The sequence below is a fragment of the Virgibacillus sediminis genome (assembly GCF_042643265.1).
Classification (GTDB): domain Bacteria; phylum Bacillota; class Bacilli; order Bacillales; family Amphibacillaceae; genus Virgibacillus_O; species Virgibacillus_O sediminis.
On the sequence record NZ_JBHRRZ010000040.1, the window covers coordinates 106,552 to 124,304 of the forward strand.

Consider the following 17,753-nt stretch of genomic DNA (forward strand, 5'->3'; position numbering starts at 1 on the left):
TCACCCTGTAAATTGGTTCAGATTCCGCAGCAAGTCACTGGTGAATTCTACCATGGTGGTAAGCATCCAAGGTCCAAAAAAGATCAGCCCTACTAGAACGGCTACAATTTTAGGGATGAACGCCAGAGTCTGTTCCTGTATTTGTGTTGTAGCCTGAAAAATACTTACCAGCAATCCTACAGCCAATGCCAGGATAAGCAGAGGTCCAGTCACTAACAAGACGGTATAAATTCCTCTTTGTGCGATCGATAGAACAAATTCACTTGTCATACAATAAACCACCTTTTTTCTTTAGAGCCATCAAAATCCGTCCAGTAATGAATGGGTAATTAAATACCAGCCATCAACCAAGACAAACAACAGAATTTTAAATGGTAGGGAAATCATTACTGGCGGCAGCATCATCATCCCCATGGACATCAAAACGCTCGCTACTGCCATATCGATGATAAGAAATGGAACGAAGATCATGAAGCCCATTTGAAATGCTGTTTTGAGCTCACTGATGGCAAAAGCCGGTACCAGGGTAGTCATCGGAATATCCTGTACACTTTCAGGAGCTTCCATTTCTGCGTACTCCATAAATAACACCAAATCTTTCTGTCTCGTATGCTTCGCCATAAACTCCTTTAATGGACTGCTTGCCCGTTCATATGCCTCATCGAGTCCAATCTCTTCATTGAAAAGCGGCTGGAGTGCTTCCTCATTCACCTCATTGAATGTCGGTGCCATGATAAAGAAGGTTAGGAATAATGCCAAACCGATCAACACTTGGTTTGGGGGCATCTGCTGGGTTGCAAGTGAGGTCCGTACAAAGGACAGGACAATAATTATTCGTGTAAAACTTGTCATCAAGATCAAAATTCCTGGAGCAAGGGACAGAACCGTCAACAGAAGCAGCAATTTAACAGAGGTAGATACAGCTTCCGGATCAGAGTTGGAGAACATATCTACAAATTCATTCATTGCTGTCCTCCCTGCCCATCCTCTTGCGGATGATTTCCTTTCTATTCTCTTTGAGCTTGTCCAGCTCTGTGGTGAACAAATGCTTAAACGGTGTTTGAGAGGTGTGCTCCCTCTTGCCACTGTTCATTTCCCGGAGAAAGGAAGGAAGGCGGGGAAGGTCCATAGGCTTCCCTTCATCTTCCCTGCTGCTTACTATTTCCTGTATGACTGATTCATCCTGCACTTCTCCCAACAGTTCCACATTGTCTCCCACCCCTACCAAGTAAACCTTTGAGCCTAAGCGGACGATCTGTATGGATTTGTTTTGGCCTACGGAAATACCGCCCAAGTTTTCCAGGGCCCGTAGCCTGCTCCCCAATTTATTCTTCCGGCTCAAAAAGCGAAGGGACAGATAAATTAATCCTAGAACCAACAGGAGAGCAAAGGCCATTTTGATTAAATCCAAGACAATAGACCCTGAATTACGGGTGAATGTTTCTTCATCCCCTGTTGGACCCTCCTCGGAGGGCTGCTCTAGTTGTTCTTCACAATCCTGCTGGTTCTCCAGACAATCAAGTACATTGCCTGCGGCAGCAGAAACTTCTGAATCAGTAAGTATAGAGATAAAAGCAATTGCTAAACATATCTTTAAAACAAAAACTGTCTGGTTCATACGTTCACTCGTTTCTTAACTTAATGCCTTCTGGATTGCTTCAATAACCCGATCTGCCTGAAATGGCTTTACGATAAAGTCTTTTGCTCCGGACTGTATAGCGTCAATGACCATGGCCTGCTGCCCCATTGCTGAACACATAATGACTTTGGCCTGGGGGTTGATATCCTTGATCTCTTTCAGTGCGGATATTCCATCCTTATCGGGCATGGTAATATCCATTGTTACAAGATCTGGAACCAGTTCCTTATATTTTTCTACAGCCTCTATCCCATCTGCCGCTTCCCCTGCTATTTCGTATCCATTTTTCTTCAGGATATCTTTGATCATCATACGCATGAAGGCAGCATCATCTACGATTAAAATACGATTTGCCATCGAATTTTCCCCCAGTTAATCACTTTTTTATTTTAGTTTCTTAAGCCGGTCGGAAGGGCTGACTATATCCGAGACCCTTACACCGAAATTCTCATCAATCACTACTACTTCGCCTTTTGCGATTAATTTCTCATTCACCAGAATATCTACAGGCTCTCCGGCGAGTTTATCCAGTTCTATGATGGATCCAGAAGATAATTCAAGAATGTTCCTAATGGATTGCTTGGTTCTTCCAAGTTCTACTGTTACCTTTAAAGGTATATCCAGCAGCATATCCAGATTCCGCTGTTCCTTTTTATTTAATTCCACCTGCTCAAAGGATGAGAAATCGGCCTCTTGTACTGTAGACTTTTTCTTATCAAAGGTTTCTCCGAGAACTTGAGGCGTTGTCTGCTCATTTTCTTCCTGATCTTGCGAAGCGTTTGGTGGGTGTTTCTCTTCCCGCTGCAAGGAATCATAGGCATAGGAAGAATCGGATTCCGACCCAGCCGCCTGCTCCACTTCCCCATGGCCGTTCAAGAGGTGATCCGCCATTTGTTTGGCAAACTCCAGAGGAATCACCTGGACCATATTAGAATCGATCAACTCGCCGACCTGAAGATTGAAAAATACTTGTACATAACCTTGGTTGCCAAGGCTCTCCTTCATCCCGTCATCTTCTTGTTTGATAAGAGGAGGCGAAATATCCACCCGTTTTCCAAAAATAGTCGACATACTGGTAGCAGCTGAGCCCATCATTTGATTCATGGCCTCCTGTACTGCGCTAAGATGGATATCTGTTAATTCAGTAACTGCAGATGTTCCGTCTCCTCCGAGCATAATATCAGAGATCACTGCAACATCTTCTTTTTTCAGTACAAAGACATTCCTGCCTGTGAACCCCTCTGTATACTTGACTTCAATACTAATTGATTCATAGGCTAAACTTTCTTCCAAATCCTGCTGAACCACTGTCACTTGCGGTGTGGTGATTTCTACTTTTTGATTCAGCAAGGTTGATAGAGTAGTTGCAGAACTTCCAAATGAAATATTTCCGATTTCACCTATTGCGTCCTTCTCAATGTCAGACAGGAGCTGACTTCCCTCCTGATCGCCACTACTGCTTCCACTGCCCTCATCCATGGAAAGTAGAGCATCAATTTCATCCTGTGAAAGCATTCCATCATTCATCATTAACGTTCACCTCTTTAATTTCTTCCAGCACCTGTACAGCCAATCTGTTGCGGGATCTGCCTGGTTGAACCAAAAACTTCGGCTGCTGATTAACAGACATTGTCAGTGGCTGATCAATCTGCTGTCCCAGGGCAATAATGTCACCATCACTCAAATTCAGAAACTCTCCAACACTGATCTTTGTTTCACCCAAAACAGCAATATTTTCTACTATTGCCTGCTGAAGATTATCGGAAATCTTCTGGTAAGCATCTTCATCCCGTTTTGTCTGGGCTGTCTGCATCCAATAATGTACTGACAGTTTTGAAATGACCGGCTCTAGAATAATATGGGGGATGCAAATGTTAATCATCCCGCTTGTTTCTCCAATCACTGTATTGAATGACACTACTACCACCGTCTCATTTGGTGAAACCATTTGCAGAAATTGCGGATTTACTTCCAAATCTTCCAGCACTGGATCAATTTCCATGACGGAAGACCAGGCTTCCCTCAAATTTCCTGTTGTTTTTTCGAAAAGCTGTGACATTAATAATGTCTCTATCTCTGTCAATTTATTTACTTTGTTGACACCGCTCCCCCGTCCGCCGAGGACCCTGTCCATCATTGCATAAGCGATATTCGGATTAACTTCCATCACCAGCCGGCCGTCCAGCGGAGTTAAACTGTAAATATTTAGCACAGTCATATTGGGGATAGATCGAATAAATTCCTCATACGGTACCTGGTCTACAGAAGATACCGAAATATCCACATAGGTCCTCAACTGGGCGGAAAAGAAGGTAGTCAGCATCCTTGCCAGGTTTTCATGGATCCGGGTGATGCCCCTGATCTGATCCTTCGAAAACCTTAAGGCACGCTTGAAGTCGTATACCCGCACCTTCTTTTCTTTCTCTTCTACTCTTAATTTTTCAGCATCCATCTCCCCTGAGGAGATTGCTGACAACAGGGCATCAATCTCATGTTGTGACAGTACTTCATCTGCCAAGTAATTCCCCTCCATCCTGGAGTGTTTCCTTTATCTACTGTAAAATTTTACTGGTGGTATAGACGTCTGACACCTGTCCATCCGTCATCAGCTCATTCAGGCTGGTTTCTACACTATCCTCCAGCTCTGCAAGCCCAGATCGGAAATCCTCCTCTTGCTTTTCAGCCATTTCCTTTATCATTACATTCTTTATCTGGAATTCCCTTTTCTCCAATTCCTTTTTGGCATCTTTACTGTCAGCAAGAATCTGGAATTGAATCCGGACAAAACTGCCATCCTTCAGGTCGGTGGTAATCTCTGGCGATTCATAAGCGAATTCAATCATTTCATCGATCGACTCTGCTTCACTCTCCGTATCCCTATCATGTAAATATAAAAGCGTTGCTGCTGCCAGGGCACCACCAAGGCCCAAGATGGCAAATGAGAATACCATAGCCTTCCAAATCTTATTCATAATTTCCACCAGCTTTCACCATAGAGTGCTGCAGCCCGATGCTGCGGTAAAAGGAGGAAGCAAGTTCTGCCGCTTCTTCTTCTGTGTTTTTTACCACTATCTTCTTGCCATTGATCAATGTGATGGTGGTGTCTGGAAAAGCCTGGATCTGCTCAATCATTAAGGCATTGAGCATGAACTCTTCTCCATTTAAACGGGTCAATTTGATCATACCGGGCGGAAATGCAATATAATATACATTTCCTACCTCCTTATTATCGTTTTAAGTTTACTAGTTCCTGCAGGATTTCATCTGAAGTTGTTATTATTCTAGTGTTTGCCTGAAACCCCCGTTGCGCTGTGATCATCTCCGTAAACTCCTCTGCTAAGTCTACATTGGACATCTCCAAAGCGCCACTAACAAGAGAGCCGGTTCCCTGTGTACCAGGGGCTATACCACGGGGAACTTCGGCGTCGGTGACAAGTCCGGCATTGGGTGAATCCAAAAACAGATTATTACCTGCTTTTTCCAAACCTGCCGGGTTGGAGAAGGAGTACAAAGCAATCTGGCCGGCTGTAAGTGGATTTCCATCCTCATCTACTGTCTCTCCATTTGCATTCACATAATTAATGGTACCGTCTGATTGGATACTGAAACTTTGAGCATCAGTTTGTATGGTTATTTTTTGGCCGTCCGTACCGGTAAGATAGTAACCATCGGGATTGACGACATCCCCATTATTATCTAAATAAAAGTTTCCTGCCCGGGTATAATAAGTGGCTCCGTCTTCTTCTATTACCTGGAACATCCCATCCCCTTCAATGGCCAAATCTAGCGGGTTATTGGTGGTCTGCAAAAAACCCTGTGTGTGGATATTGTCGATGCTTCCAAGCTTTGAGCCAAGCCCCACTTGTGCCGGGTTTACGCCTCCTCTTGCAGCTGTAGGCCCTTGCGCTCCGGATGTGGTCTGACTCATCATATCTTGGAAGGTGACCCTTCCCTTCTTAAATCCTGAAGTATTTACGTTGGCAATGTTATTTCCTACTACATCCAATTTAGATTGAAAACCCTTCATTCCTGAAATACCTGCATACATGGAACGCAACATATTATTATCTCCTTTTGTTTTAGCTGCCGCACTTACGCTTTCTAACGAGCCCGGCGGAGCATTAAATTTTTAACTGGAATACCGTTTTTATTTGGCCGGGTTGCTTACTTGAAGAACAGCATCCGCGTAAACCTTTTCTCCATTTTCCAATTCCAGAATAGCATATCCATCTTTCTGGCTGACTGCAGCGACTGTACCTGATTGTTCTGCCCCATTTTCACCTTCGTAGGTTACATTCATCCCCGCCATGTGGCTGTACTGGATAACAGGTGATATAAGCTGGCTTTCTACTAATCTTTCAATGGAATTTGCCATATTCATGGTTTGTTCCAGAGAAGTAAATTGGGCCATCTGCGAAATAAATTCACGGTCATCCATCGGGTTGCTTGGGTCCTGGTTCTGCAGCTGTGTCATCAATATTTGCAGAAACTGGTCCTTTCCCAGCTCAGAACTTGGTGTACGTACTGTCTGCTGATTACTTAGATATAAGGATGGATCAATGGTTGGCATCTATAACCACCTACACTTTCTCATTCATAATTTCCTCCATTTTTTCGGCAAAGTCCATCTCTGTATCACTGTCACCGTCTTCGTCATTGTTTGGATAATCATTGTCCTGTTCCGGTGGATGATCGCCTGCCAAATCCTCCTGGACATCCTGCTGTGACTGGATACTTACATCCTGTTTCTCAACAGCTACCTGGTGTGGTGAAAACATCGTTCTTAATTGCCCCATATTCGATTCCAGCATTTCCTTTGCCGACTGCGAGGTTACCAGGATCTTCACCATCATTTCTCCATTCACCTGAGTGAACTTGAGTGTCATTTCTCCTAAAGTATCCGGTCTGATTGTCATAACCATTTGGTTGTTGGTCTGGGCTGTAAAACTGCTGGCCTTGATCACCTTCTGGAATTCTTCCAGGAGCTGTTGTTCAGCTGATTTTGATTCCGGCGAATGCTGAATGTGGATGACGTACTGTTCCAATTTGGTAATCGGTAAGTTTGCCCCTGTTATAGCCTGCGCTGTCTCCGTCCTTACCGGCGATTCTTTAGCATTAATCAGCTTACCCAGCCATTTAGCAACATCGGCATTGGTAACTTTTGCTTCATTGCCATATAGTTGTTTCCCGGCCATTCCATCTCTCTTCTGAAAGGTTCGCAATAATTCTGACCACAGGGTCGGCTGCTCCTGTTTCTGTGCCCCAGTGTCGGTGAGTTTATGGGTAAGATCCCCATGATTTTTTTCAAGCGCAGTCCAACGTTGTAATAATGCCATTACTTCCGCTGCCGCTTTTCGTAAACTGCTCCCACTTTCCAGACTAGAAGCAATAGAGGTAAACGTTGATTGCATTTCCCGAAGTTCTTTAAGCAAACCGCTATCCATCTCCACTTTTCCCGTATTGGAAGGGATAGGATTGTTTAAAGATAGGGAAACCTCTTGTTCGGGAATTTCCACTTGTATTCCATGCTCTTGCAGCAATTCTCCGAGAGCATCGGCCATATCTGCAGGCAATTCCGTCTCCGAAACCATTAATGTCCCGTGCGGAAGTTCATCAACCTGATTAGCAGTTAGAAGTTCATCCACAACTGTCCAGGCATTCCCAGCTTCATTCCCACCTTTATACGAATCTAGAAAAGGAGTGCCTTCTGTGATCAGGAGATCTTCCGTTTGTTCGGATAAAATCAATTGGAAAGAAGAAACGCCCTCATTTGGCTGCATAGGCTGCTGGGCATTTTTCGCCATCTGTAAGAACTGCCCCATATTTATCATCATTTTTCTCCCCTCCTTTCCCTAATCATTTTCCATCATCAACTGGGTTAATTCGGCCGCTCTTTCTGGAGTTATCTCCCCTAGAATACGCCCTCGCTCTTTACTAGATAAATCCTCAAGGATCAATACAGCTGAGGATGTTTCCATGCTCTCCATGATCGCTGCTGCCTGATCCTCGTCCATATTTCTGAATGATTTGGAGATATCATCAGCATTATCACCACCCGCTTCTTCATTCTGGGAGGGTTGTCGTTCCTGGTTTTTTTCAAGTTGGAGTATCTCCTGCTTTAATTGAGCAAGGTCAAATTCCAGCCCGGATATCTCCTCATTCAACTGTTCAATCTCTTCATCCTTATCTGCTATAACGGAATCCATTTGTTGTTGATCGGCCGGTGTTGGTGTTTCTGTTTTTTCTTCCAATTGAGGCGTGCCAGCGACTCGTCCCGCTTTTTCCTTTATCCAACCAGTTACATCTACACCCGCTGCTGCCGCTATTCCAAGACCGATGACTGTCAGAACAGCTAAAGGAACCACGACAACAAAAAAGAACGTTAAGATGGGATGCTGTCTCTTTGTACCTTGTTTCTTTTCCATGTCATTCACCTTTTGACTTGCTTAAGTATTGGCGGATCGATATCTCATCCATCATGGCCGATTCTTCTTTCCGGATGGCTTCAAGCTCAGTTTGCTTACGGTTCTCAATGATTTTTTCAAATTTCTTTACTTCCATATGGGCATCCGTCAACTTATGCTGCCTTGCTTCCATTTCCGTCCTAGCATATTGAACTTCCTTTTGCATCCGGTCGATTTCAAGGTTCAACCGCTGAAGGTAAGTATTCTGCTGTTTGAGGGTTTCAATAGGTATCGATTGCTGAGTACTGAGATCGTAGGCCTCCTCCGTCTCTTCTTTCTTCCTCAATAATTCATATAGCGATAAAGCTGACCGTTCAAATTGTTCCATAGCCTGATGATAGATTTTTTGGGCATCAAGCTTTTCGTTTTCCCGGACGTGCAGTACTTTTGCAAGTGTAGTAATTTCAGCCATTACGTGATACCTCCATGGAGCAGGTCGCTCATCATTTCTATTGTTTCTTCTATTGAATGGTAGTCATCGGTACCCTGCCTTAAAAATTTCTGTACTTTTGGGTGGTGCTGGATTGCTTCATCAATCTCAGGGTCAGTTCCGCGCTTGTAAGCACCAATCTGTATCAATTCTTTGTTCTCTTCATAGGAGGAGATGATTGCGCGCATCTTGTTGGCCGCATCCTTATGTTGGTCATTGGCCACTTGATTCATCACCCTGCTTACTGACTTCAGTACATTTACTGCAGGAAATTGCCCTTGTTCTGCGAGTTTCCGGTCAAGAACAAAATGTCCGTCCAATATCCCCCTGACTGTATCGGCAATTGGTTCGTTTAGGTCATCCCCGTCGACCAATACGGTATAGAAAGCCGTTATGGTTCCTTGCTGGTCTGTCCCCGTTCGCTCCAGTAGTTTGGGCAGGGTGGCGAATACAGAAGGAGTATAACCTTTGGTGGTTGGCGGTTCTCCAGTGGCTAGGCCGATTTCCCTTTGAGCCATTGCCACCCTGGTTACCGAATCCATCATTAGATTGACCTCATAACCTAGTCCGCGAAAATATTCACTTACTGCAGTTGCTGTATAAGCCCCTTTTATCCGCATAAGTGCAGGCTGATCAGAAGTGGCTACAACTACAATAGATTTTCTCAATCCTTCTTCTCCGAGATCTTTCTCTATAAACTCACGCACTTCACGTCCTCGCTCACCGATCAGCGCTATTACATTAATATCTGCCCTGCTGTTTCTTGCGATCATACCGAGAAGCGTGCTTTTCCCTACTCCACTGCCCGCAAAAATGCCGACACGCTGGCCTTTGCCGACCGTGAGCAACGAATCTATGACCTTTACACCTACCTGAATGGGTTCCCGGATAGGAGGGCGTTTCATCGGGTTGGGTGGCGACTGGTCAGCGGGATAACTGGACATCCCTTTGGCAATATATGATCCATCCAAGGTTTTTCCCATAGGATCTATTGCCTTTCCGATCAATCCCTGGCCCACCTTTATCGTTAAAGGTTTTCCCGTGGATTCCACTAGACACCCGGGACCTATTGCCGCCACTTCTGAATAAGGCATGAGGATGATTTTTTCGTTATTAAAACCCACTACTTCAGCCAGAATGGAACTTTTATGGGTGGATGTATGGATATAGCAGACCTCTCCTATATTCGCCTCCGGACCTTGTGATTCTATCATCAGGCCAACAACCCTCAAAACCTTGCCATAACGCTTATACGTATCTGCCTGTTCTATCGCCTCTAGTAATTTACTTTTGTTCATTCTTTACTCTCCAAAGCTACTTCATTTAGTACCGCCCGTATCTCTTGCAGCTGGGTATCGACTCCTGCATCAATCTGGCCGAAAGGATATTTAATCAGACAGTCATTTTCCTTAAGATCTTCCTTCATATAAATTGACAGCTGGGTATCCTCGATCAGTATGGCTTCCAGTTCATGTTTCTGCTTAAGAACAGATTCATAGTTAACTGGGTGAAGATATAAAGATACAGATGGCTGTTCTTTCAATTCTTTTATTGCTTCTTTTACAATTGGTATAAAGGCTTGGGGCTCTTCTTGGAGTGTGGAGTTCACTATTTTCTCAGCGACCTGAACGGCCAATTCGAGTATCGACATATCACTTTTTTCAATAGTAGTGTGATATTGCTTTAGAGCCTCTTCTTCCATGGAATTTATCTGATCGATCATGGCCTGATACTGCTTAAACCCTGCTTCTTTTCCATCCAGGAAGCCGGATTGGAACCCCTCTTCTTTTGCCTGTTCTGTCCATTGCTTTTTTTCAGTTTTCCAACTTTCTCGGTCCATTTCAATCTCTGCCCTGACCGACCGTATTATTTCCTCTTTTTTCTTAAGCAAGTTGTCCAGTTCACTTCTGGCCTCTTGCAGCTTTTTCTCCAGCCCCCCTAATTCCTGACTGTGTTCTTCATCCGTAACTGACTGTTCTGCCCATGTATTAATTGGCTTCAGCTTGATAACTTTCTTCCCCGCAAACTCGTGATCAGACAATAATATCGTCCCCTCCACCACGGGCTATTACAATTTCTCCCACATCTTCCAGACGGCGAATGGTGCCTACAATGCGTGTTTGTGCCTCTTCTACATCTTTGAGGCGAACAGGGCCCATAAATTCCATCTCCTCCTGGAATGTATCAGCCATGCGCTGAGACATATTCTTGAAGACGACATCTTTCACTTCATCACTGGACACTTTAAGAGACAGCCGCAAATCTTCATTTTCCACTTCCCTGATCACACGCTGAATCGCTCTGTTATCAAGAATGACAATATCCTCAAATACGAACATACGCTTCTTGATTTCATCAGCAAGTTCAGGATCCTGTATGGCCAACGCATCCAATATGGTACGTTCTGTGCTTCTGTCCACTCCGTTCAGCACTTCTACTACAGCCTGTATACCGCCAGTCTGGGTGAAATCCTCCGTTAAGGATGCAGAAATATTCCGTTCAAGAACCTGTTCCACTTGGCTGATGATTTCCGGTGAGGTGGAATCCATTGTTGCTATCCGCTTGGCAATATCGGCTTGATCTTCATGAGGCAGCGCTGAAAGAATCTGAGCTGCCTGCTCTGCATCCAAATAGGATAAGATAAGTGCAATTGTCTGAGGATGCTCATTCTGTATGAAATTCAACAGTTGATGAGGGTCGGCTTTTCTTGCAAAGTCAAAGGGCCTTACTTGGAGCGTCGATGTCAGCCGCCCCATAATATCAGAGGCTTCTTCTGTACCAAAAGCCTTCTCAAGTACTGTCTTTGCATAACCAATTCCGCCCTGTGTAATATAATCCTGAGCTAGTGCTATTTGATGAAATTGATCCAGCACCTCCTCCTTCAGTTGAGAATCCACTTTCTTCACGGAAGAAATCTCCAAACTCAGCTTCTCAATTTCCTCTGCTGTCAGGTGTTTATAGATCTGTGCAGAAACATCGGGCCCCAGAGAGATTAATAGAATCGCTGCTTTCTGCCTGCCTGTCAATTTACTCTTTGCCATCCTTGCTTCCTCCTATTCTTCACCAATCCAGCTTCGTAGCAGCTTCGCAAAGTCTTCCGGTTTATCCTCGGCCATTTTTTCAAGCTGCTTCAACCGGGCAACTGCTTCAGAATCCTGCTTTATAGGAATATCAGGAATCTGCTCTTCTCTTTCTTCAGTAAATACTTCTTCTATATACTCATCATCTTCTTTAGGCCTGCGAAGAAGTAATATCGCCATTACAATAAGGATGATGAGCAGTACAGCACCCGTCACATAAACCCAGCCAGGAATTACAGGCGTGCCGGAAGCAGGATCCGCTGGGTTTTCCGAGAATTCCTGGAAAACAATAGAGAATTTCTCTTCCGGAACCACCTCGCCATAGCCTGCGTCAACCGATGTGGTTATGATGGAGTCCAGGATAGAAGAAATGCCGTCTTCCACTGCATTCTGTTCCTGTTGCGATAAGTATTCCATATTATTGCCGGCTGTTTCTTTTGTACTGTCTACAGCCACTTGAATGCCAAGGTCTCTTATTTTATAGGGGCTTTCTACAATCTCTTTCCTAATGCGGTTGAACTCGTTGTTAATAGTTTCCTTGTCCAATTCATACTCACCGTCACCGCCGTGTTCTTCGGCCGGGTAATTGGCAATATCTTCTTCCCCACTCCCGGCTATACCGCCTGCTGGAGGGTTACCCGTATAAGATTCTTGGATGGTCTCAATGCTGACTGGAAGTCCTTCCATGTTTTCAAGATCCACCGGTTCGACAAGTTCCTCTGTACGATTTTCTTGAGTGAAATCAATATCAGAGGTGACAGAAACTATCACATTTTCCGTTCCAACCATGCCGCCGAGCATCTGCTGGAGCCTTCGTTGGATATCCCTCTCTATATCCTGCTTCACGGTTTGTTGATAGGAATGGACGTCCTGGGATCCATTGGCTTGTGCTGTCTGGTTCCGGTCAAAATACTCGAAGTACTGATTCATGATTGCGATATTATCCGGTGGAAGGTTTGGAACAGCCTTGGATACCAAATGGTACAGCGATTCAATCTGATTGCCTTGAAATTGATAGCCCGGTTGGGTGTTCAATACAATAGATGCGCTTGCTTCCTCTGCAGTTTCACTGACAAACACCTGTTCCTCTGGCATATTAATCATTACTTCAGCACTGTTAATCCCCTCTATGCCAGCCATCAAATTTGCCAATTCCGTCTGCATTGCATCAAGCTTCATAATATTAAATTCGTTGTCTGTGATTCCCCAAGAAGTATTTTCACTGAAGAAAGAGTAATCAATACTCCCCGTATTCGGAATGCCCTGTCCCGCAAGATCCACCAGCAGACTGTCGACCCTTTCTTCAGGAACAGTAATACTTGTTCCCCCATTTTCAAGTTCATAAGGGATCCCTCGGGCATCCAATTCCGTCTTTATCTGTGCGACTTCCTGTATGGATAAGTCATTATATAAAGGAACAAGACGAGAATCGGTAGTAAAGAAGGCTATGGTTGCTATTAGTAGGATAAGGATAGCTGCCGACCCAATAAAAACCGATTTTTGGCTTTTTGTCCGGCTAGTCCAATATTGTTGAACCGAATCTTTCCATTTTGTCATTTTCTCTTTCATTTTTTCCCCGCCAAACTGAAAAATTTGTCGCTGCTGTCCCTGCTAGGAATAGATGTCACTCTCCCTTAGATGGACATACGCATAATTTCGTTATACGCATCTATTACTTTCTTCTGGACCTGGACAGTGGTTTCTAAAGCGATACTGGATTTTTGAGATGCTATCATTACATCGTGAAGGTTATTTACTTCACCCCGAGCAAGCGCTTCTGTTTTCTTGTCGGACTCCATCTGCAATTCATTTACACCTTCTATTGCTGACTTCAAAGTGTCAGCAAATTTGTTCTGCGCTTCTCCGGGTGAAACAGGGGTTCTATTTATCGGAGAATTGGATAGAGGCTGAGGTGTTGAACCAATTCTTATATCCATTCTTTGAAAACTCCTTATTTAGTTATTTGCCAATTTCCAATGCTTTCATCATCATGCTCTTAGTTGCATTCAATGAGGTAATATTCGCTTCATATGATCTTGTAGCACTCATCATATCTACCATTTCCTGTAACGGATCTACATTCGGCATTGCTACATAACCATCTTCATTGGCGTCAGGATGACTAGGGTTGTATTGAAGCTTGAATGGCTGCTCATCTTCCACGATAGCACTTACCTCTACTCCTCCGCCCTTATTGCTGTTCCCTGCCGCCTTTTGTAAAAATGAATCGAATCCTCCCTGCTGAGGCCTTACATTTACCATCTTTCTTCTGTAGGGTTCATATTCTCCTGCCTCATTCACCGTCGCCCGGGTGCTTTGTGCATTGGCAATATTACTGGAGACCACATCCATGCGGAGGCGCTGGGCGGTTAATGCGCTGGCGCTAATATTCATTCCATTGAATAATGACAATTTAATTACCTCCTCTTATAACCTTTTGCAGGCTGCTGAACTTGCCGTTGATCCGGTCGGTCAACCCTTGATAATATATCTGGTTCTTAGCGAGTTCCGCCATCTCTTTATCTAAATCTACATTATTTCCATTATGATTAAATAGAGTGCTCCGGTCAGTAAGAACCCGGTAAGATGAAGCTTCTCCCTCAGAAAATTGAAAGTGTTTGGGATGCGTCCGTTTGGCTCCATGAGAAGCCGCCAGTTCCGTCTCCAACATATCACTGAATACTGTCTTTTTCGCCTTATAATTGGGTGTATCGGCATTTGCGATGTTGCTGGCAATGGTTCGATTTTTTGTTGCAGCGTAATCAAGTGAACCTTCGAGTGTACGGATGGTCCCACCAAATAAGTCCATTAAAATCCCTCCTTAAAGCTTTTTGAAACAACCGTCATATACTGCTCTATGGCTACGAATATTGTAAGTTATTTCCTTTTTAAAGTCTATCTTTTTTCGACATTTTCCATTCTTGGAAAATTTTTCAGTTAAAATTACCTAGGTACTTTATACCGTAAAATTAAATTTTTTCAATAAAAACATCGCTAAAATTCAACAATGTCTACATCCTTTCCATTTTCCAATATAAAAAATGCATTTTCTATGAAAGAGACGCTGGTTAACTATACATGAACTGTATTCATCTGGTGACGGATATCTATGCACATAACTGGCTATTAACAACAACAGAAGACAGCTGAACCATGAACCTTAGAAGGGAGGGATAGTCCGAAACTTTATTCCTTAGCCAGGGGCATTTCGGGTTGCCAAAAAACATCTGAAACGATGGTGAATTATGGCAGGAAATCTGGCTGCATAAGGCCTCTTCTGCTAACCAAGCAGGTATTGCATTTTCTCTACATAAAAAAAGGCCAGAGATAGGACTCTGGCCTTTTTCAAGAAGTAAAATTATGCACTTATCTGGAGCGGAGTTTCTCGAGCTCTACTAGGAATTTATTGTTAAGGACCTTGATATATGTTCCCTTCATACCTAATGAACGGGATTCAATAACACCGGCACTTTCCAGTTTTCTCAAAGCATTCACAATGACGGATCTAGTAATTCCAACGCGGTCCGCGATCTTGCTTGCAACCAATAGCCCTTCGTTGCCATTAAGCTCTTCAAAGATATGGTCAATTGCTTCCAATTCACTGTAAGAAAGTGAACTGATAGCCATTTGCACTACCGCTTTGCTCCGTGCTTCCATTTCTATTTCTTCAGTTTTTTCATGCAGAATCTCCATACCTACTACAGTAGCACCGTATTCAGCGAGCAGCAGATCATCATCATTGAAACTTTCATTAATACGTCCGATGACCAGAGTCCCTAAACGTTCACCGCCACCGATGATTGGTACGATCGTCGTTAAGCCATTTTGGAAAAGCTCACGGTTTTCTTCAGGGAAAACGGTATGTGGGCTATCAATATCCAAATTGGCAGTAGTTTCATGGATATTGGATAGTCCTTGAATGTACTCCTCAGGAAAACGTCTTTCTTCCAGCATGTTTTTCATCCGCTCATTTTCAATCTCCTGATTGATAGCGTAACCTAGCAATTTACCTCTTCTGCTGACAATATAAACATTTCCTCTTATTACATCTCTCAGTGAACCTGACATATCATTGAAGTTCACCGACTTTCCTGTGGCTCCTTGTAGCATTGCATTGATTTTCCTAGCGCGTTGTAATAAATCCATTTTTATCCTCCATTCATTTCATTGAATTATAGTATAAATTGACTTAAGTCCTTATTTTTTACAATGTTGCTCAATTTTTCGTCTACATAAGCTGGGGTGATTTTTATTTCTTCCATATTAATGTCCGGAGCCTCAAACGATAGATCTTCCAATAATTTTTCCAAAATGGTATGAAGCCTTCGGGCACCAATATTATCGGTCTCTTGATTCACCTCGTAGGCAACCTCTGCTAATCTCTCTATAGCTTCGTCGGTAAAAATGACATTTATACCTTCCGTTTTCAGAAGACCCTGATATTGTTTCAGCAGCGCATTGGATGGTTCCTTTAAGATTCTCTGAAAATCTTCCACCGCTAATTTTTCAAGTTCGACACGGATGGGGAATCTACCCTGCAATTCCGGTATAAGGTCAGATGGTTTTGCCATATGGAAGGCACCGGCTGCAATAAAGAGCATATGATCTGTTTTTACAGGTCCATGTTTTGTTACAACTGTCGATCCCTCGACAATCGGGAGGATATCCCGTTGTACACCTTCCCTAGAAACACTCGCTGAACTTTCCTGCTTTACCGCAACTTTATCAATTTCGTCGATAAACAGGATGCCGGACTGTTCGGCCCGCTGAATTGCCTCTTGGGAAACCTCTTCCATATCGACCAATCTTCCAGCTTCCTGCTGTGTGAGAACCTTTCTCGCTTCAGAAACAGGAAGCTTTCGGCTCTTTTTCTTTTTAGGCATGAACTGACCGAATACATCCTGCATGTTCATGCCCATTTGTTCCATACCCGAGCCCTGTAGCATATCAAACATGGATGGCGGAACATCCTCGATTTCGACGGTGACCATATGGTCCTCCAGTTCGCCCAATGCAAGCTGGTGCTCCACCCGTTTCCGTTTATTGCGGATCTCGTCATCTTTTCCATCTGCCGTCCGGCCGTCCTCTTCTCCATCCTGGGCGGAGAACAGCATTTCAAAAGGGTTTTTAACGTTATGTTGTTTTTTTGCCTGCGGGACCAGCAACTCAACAAGCTTCTTATTCGCAGCTTCTTCCGCCTTCCCTTTGACCTCTTCCATCTTTTCTTCCTTCACCATCCGGACAGACATCTCGACGAGGTCCCGAACCATGGATTCCACATCACGGCCTACGTAACCGACTTCCGTAAATTTGGTCGCTTCCACTTTTACAAAAGGTGCACCTGCCATTTTCGCAAGCCTTCTCGCAATTTCTGTTTTCCCCACTCCGGTGGGACCGATCATCAGAATGTTTTTCGGAACGATTTCCTCTTTAATCGACTCTTCCAGCTGCATTCTGCGATATCGATTGCGTAGAGCTACTGCAACAGACTTCTTTGCCTTGTTCTGGCCGATAATATATTTATCCAATTGCTCCACTATTTGTTTCGGAGTATAGTTGATTCCCATACCTGAATCAGGCCTCCTTATCAATCAAGCACCTCTAGGGTTATATGGTCATTTGTAAACACACAGATCTCACCTGCTGTTTCCAATGCAGCACGCGCAATCTCCTTGGCGGAAAGTTCACTTGAATACCTCGTCAGAGCCCTTCCCGCACTTAAGGCAAAGTTCCCACCGGAGCCGATGGCAAGAATACCATCATCAGGCTCAATGACTTCTCCTGTACCTGACAGAAGAAACATCTTCTCTTTATTGAGAACAATCAGCATTGCCTCCAACTTACGGAGAACTTTATCGCTTCTCCATTCCTTGGCCAGCTCGACAGAGGCCCTGGTCAGCTTTCCGTTGTATGTCTCGAGCTTCGCTTCGAACTTCTCAAAAAGAGTGAACGCATCAGCCACCGAACCCGCAAATCCTGCAAGAACCTGACCATTGTACAGAGTCCTTACTTTCTTCGCTTTATGTTTCATTACCACGGAATTGCCCAATGTCACCTGTCCGTCTCCACTCATCGCACATTGACCTTTATGCCTGATAGCAAAAATAGTGGTTGCATGCATCTCATTTGCCAATCACATC

The 17,753-nt window shown here is 44.0% G+C and carries 23 protein-coding genes; all 23 read right to left on the reverse strand.

The annotated features are described in order from the left end of the window. Complete coding sequence (gene fliQ / locus ACFODW_RS17365; RefSeq protein ID WP_390308091.1) at positions 1–270, reverse strand: flagellar biosynthesis protein FliQ; 270 nt, start codon at positions 268–270, stop codon at positions 1–3. Between the two features lie 30 nt (positions 271–300). Beyond that, complete coding sequence (gene fliP, locus ACFODW_RS17370) at positions 301–966, reverse strand: flagellar type III secretion system pore protein FliP (RefSeq protein WP_390308093.1); 666 nt, start codon at positions 964–966, stop codon at positions 301–303. Continuing rightward, positions 959–1,618 (reverse strand): flagellar biosynthetic protein FliO, encoded by a 660-nt coding sequence (locus tag ACFODW_RS17375; RefSeq protein ID WP_390308095.1) that lies wholly within the window; start codon positions 1,616–1,618, stop codon positions 959–961. The genes fliP and ACFODW_RS17375 overlap by 8 nt, the downstream gene beginning before the upstream one ends. Positions 1,619–1,633: 15 nt before the next feature. After that, positions 1,634–1,996 carry a response regulator gene (locus ACFODW_RS17380; protein WP_390308096.1) on the reverse strand — a complete coding sequence of 121 codons (363 nt, stop codon included), beginning with the start codon at positions 1,994–1,996 and terminating at the stop codon, positions 1,634–1,636. Positions 1,997–2,023: 27 nt separating this feature from the next. Next, a complete protein-coding gene (fliY, locus tag ACFODW_RS17385) occupies positions 2,024–3,169 on the reverse strand; it encodes a flagellar motor switch phosphatase FliY (protein WP_390308097.1) in 1,146 nt (381 codons plus the stop codon). After that, entirely contained in the window at positions 3,159–4,157 is a 999-nt protein-coding gene (fliM, locus tag ACFODW_RS17390; RefSeq protein ID WP_390308099.1) for a flagellar motor switch protein FliM, read from the reverse strand. The genes fliY and fliM overlap by 11 nt, the downstream gene beginning before the upstream one ends. Before the next feature lie 34 nt (positions 4,158–4,191). Then, a complete protein-coding gene (gene fliL / locus ACFODW_RS17395; RefSeq protein ID WP_390308101.1) occupies positions 4,192–4,611 on the reverse strand; it encodes a flagellar basal body-associated protein FliL in 420 nt (139 codons plus the stop codon). Then, complete coding sequence (locus ACFODW_RS17400; protein ID WP_390308102.1) at positions 4,604–4,822, reverse strand: flagellar FlbD family protein; 219 nt, start codon at positions 4,820–4,822, stop codon at positions 4,604–4,606. The genes fliL and ACFODW_RS17400 overlap by 8 nt, the downstream gene beginning before the upstream one ends. Before the next feature lie 43 nt (positions 4,823–4,865). Beyond that, positions 4,866–5,699: a flagellar basal body rod protein FlgG gene (gene flgG, locus ACFODW_RS17405; RefSeq protein ID WP_390308103.1), complete on the reverse strand. Its 834-nt coding sequence runs from the start codon at positions 5,697–5,699 to the stop codon at positions 4,866–4,868. Positions 5,700–5,786: 87 nt separating this feature from the next. After that, the gene (flgD, locus tag ACFODW_RS17410; RefSeq protein WP_390308104.1) at positions 5,787–6,209 is read right to left on the reverse strand and encodes a flagellar hook assembly protein FlgD; all 423 of its coding nucleotides are present in this window, start codon (positions 6,207–6,209) and stop codon (positions 5,787–5,789) included. Between the two features lie 10 nt (positions 6,210–6,219). Further along, entirely contained in the window at positions 6,220–7,473 is a 1,254-nt protein-coding gene (locus tag ACFODW_RS17415) for a flagellar hook-length control protein FliK (RefSeq protein WP_390308105.1), read from the reverse strand. An 18-nt stretch (positions 7,474–7,491) separates the two neighbouring features. Continuing rightward, positions 7,492–8,064, reverse strand: a complete 573-nt coding sequence (locus ACFODW_RS17420) for a MotE family protein (RefSeq protein WP_390308107.1) — start codon at positions 8,062–8,064, stop codon at positions 7,492–7,494. A gap of 1 nt (position 8,065) precedes the next feature. Continuing rightward, entirely contained in the window at positions 8,066–8,515 is a 450-nt protein-coding gene (gene fliJ / locus ACFODW_RS17425; RefSeq protein WP_390308109.1) for a flagellar export protein FliJ, read from the reverse strand. After that, on the reverse strand, positions 8,515–9,831 hold the full coding sequence (gene fliI / locus ACFODW_RS17430) for a flagellar protein export ATPase FliI (protein ID WP_390308112.1): 1,317 nt from the start codon (positions 9,829–9,831) through the stop codon (positions 8,515–8,517). The genes fliJ and fliI overlap by 1 nt, the downstream gene beginning before the upstream one ends. Then, entirely contained in the window at positions 9,828–10,574 is a 747-nt protein-coding gene (fliH, locus tag ACFODW_RS17435) for a flagellar assembly protein FliH (protein WP_390308114.1), read from the reverse strand. Before fliH ends, fliI begins: the two co-directional genes overlap by 4 nt. Further along, positions 10,567–11,574, reverse strand: coding sequence for a flagellar motor switch protein FliG (gene fliG / locus ACFODW_RS17440; protein WP_390308116.1), 1,008 nt, complete (start codon positions 11,572–11,574; stop codon positions 10,567–10,569). Before fliG ends, fliH begins: the two co-directional genes overlap by 8 nt. Positions 11,575–11,586: 12 nt before the next feature. Next, the gene (gene fliF, locus ACFODW_RS17445) at positions 11,587–13,182 is read right to left on the reverse strand and encodes a flagellar basal-body MS-ring/collar protein FliF (protein ID WP_390308118.1); all 1,596 of its coding nucleotides are present in this window, start codon (positions 13,180–13,182) and stop codon (positions 11,587–11,589) included. A gap of 65 nt (positions 13,183–13,247) precedes the next feature. Next, positions 13,248–13,550 (reverse strand): flagellar hook-basal body complex protein FliE, encoded by a 303-nt coding sequence (gene fliE, locus ACFODW_RS17450; RefSeq protein ID WP_390308119.1) that lies wholly within the window; start codon positions 13,548–13,550, stop codon positions 13,248–13,250. Between the two features lie 22 nt (positions 13,551–13,572). Continuing rightward, the gene (gene flgC / locus ACFODW_RS17455) at positions 13,573–14,025 is read right to left on the reverse strand and encodes a flagellar basal body rod protein FlgC (RefSeq protein ID WP_390308120.1); all 453 of its coding nucleotides are present in this window, start codon (positions 14,023–14,025) and stop codon (positions 13,573–13,575) included. 1 nt (position 14,026) lies between these two features. After that, complete coding sequence (flgB, locus tag ACFODW_RS17460) at positions 14,027–14,422, reverse strand: flagellar basal body rod protein FlgB (RefSeq protein WP_390308121.1); 396 nt, start codon at positions 14,420–14,422, stop codon at positions 14,027–14,029. A gap of 557 nt (positions 14,423–14,979) precedes the next feature. Then, complete coding sequence (codY, locus tag ACFODW_RS17465) at positions 14,980–15,759, reverse strand: GTP-sensing pleiotropic transcriptional regulator CodY (protein WP_390308122.1); 780 nt, start codon at positions 15,757–15,759, stop codon at positions 14,980–14,982. A 26-nt stretch (positions 15,760–15,785) separates the two neighbouring features. Continuing rightward, positions 15,786–17,180 carry an HslU--HslV peptidase ATPase subunit gene (gene hslU, locus ACFODW_RS17470; protein ID WP_390308123.1) on the reverse strand — a complete coding sequence of 465 codons (1,395 nt, stop codon included), beginning with the start codon at positions 17,178–17,180 and terminating at the stop codon, positions 15,786–15,788. A 20-nt stretch (positions 17,181–17,200) separates the two neighbouring features. Beyond that, positions 17,201–17,746: an ATP-dependent protease subunit HslV gene (gene hslV / locus ACFODW_RS17475; RefSeq protein ID WP_390308125.1), complete on the reverse strand. Its 546-nt coding sequence runs from the start codon at positions 17,744–17,746 to the stop codon at positions 17,201–17,203. Positions 17,747–17,753: the final 7 nt, after the last annotated feature.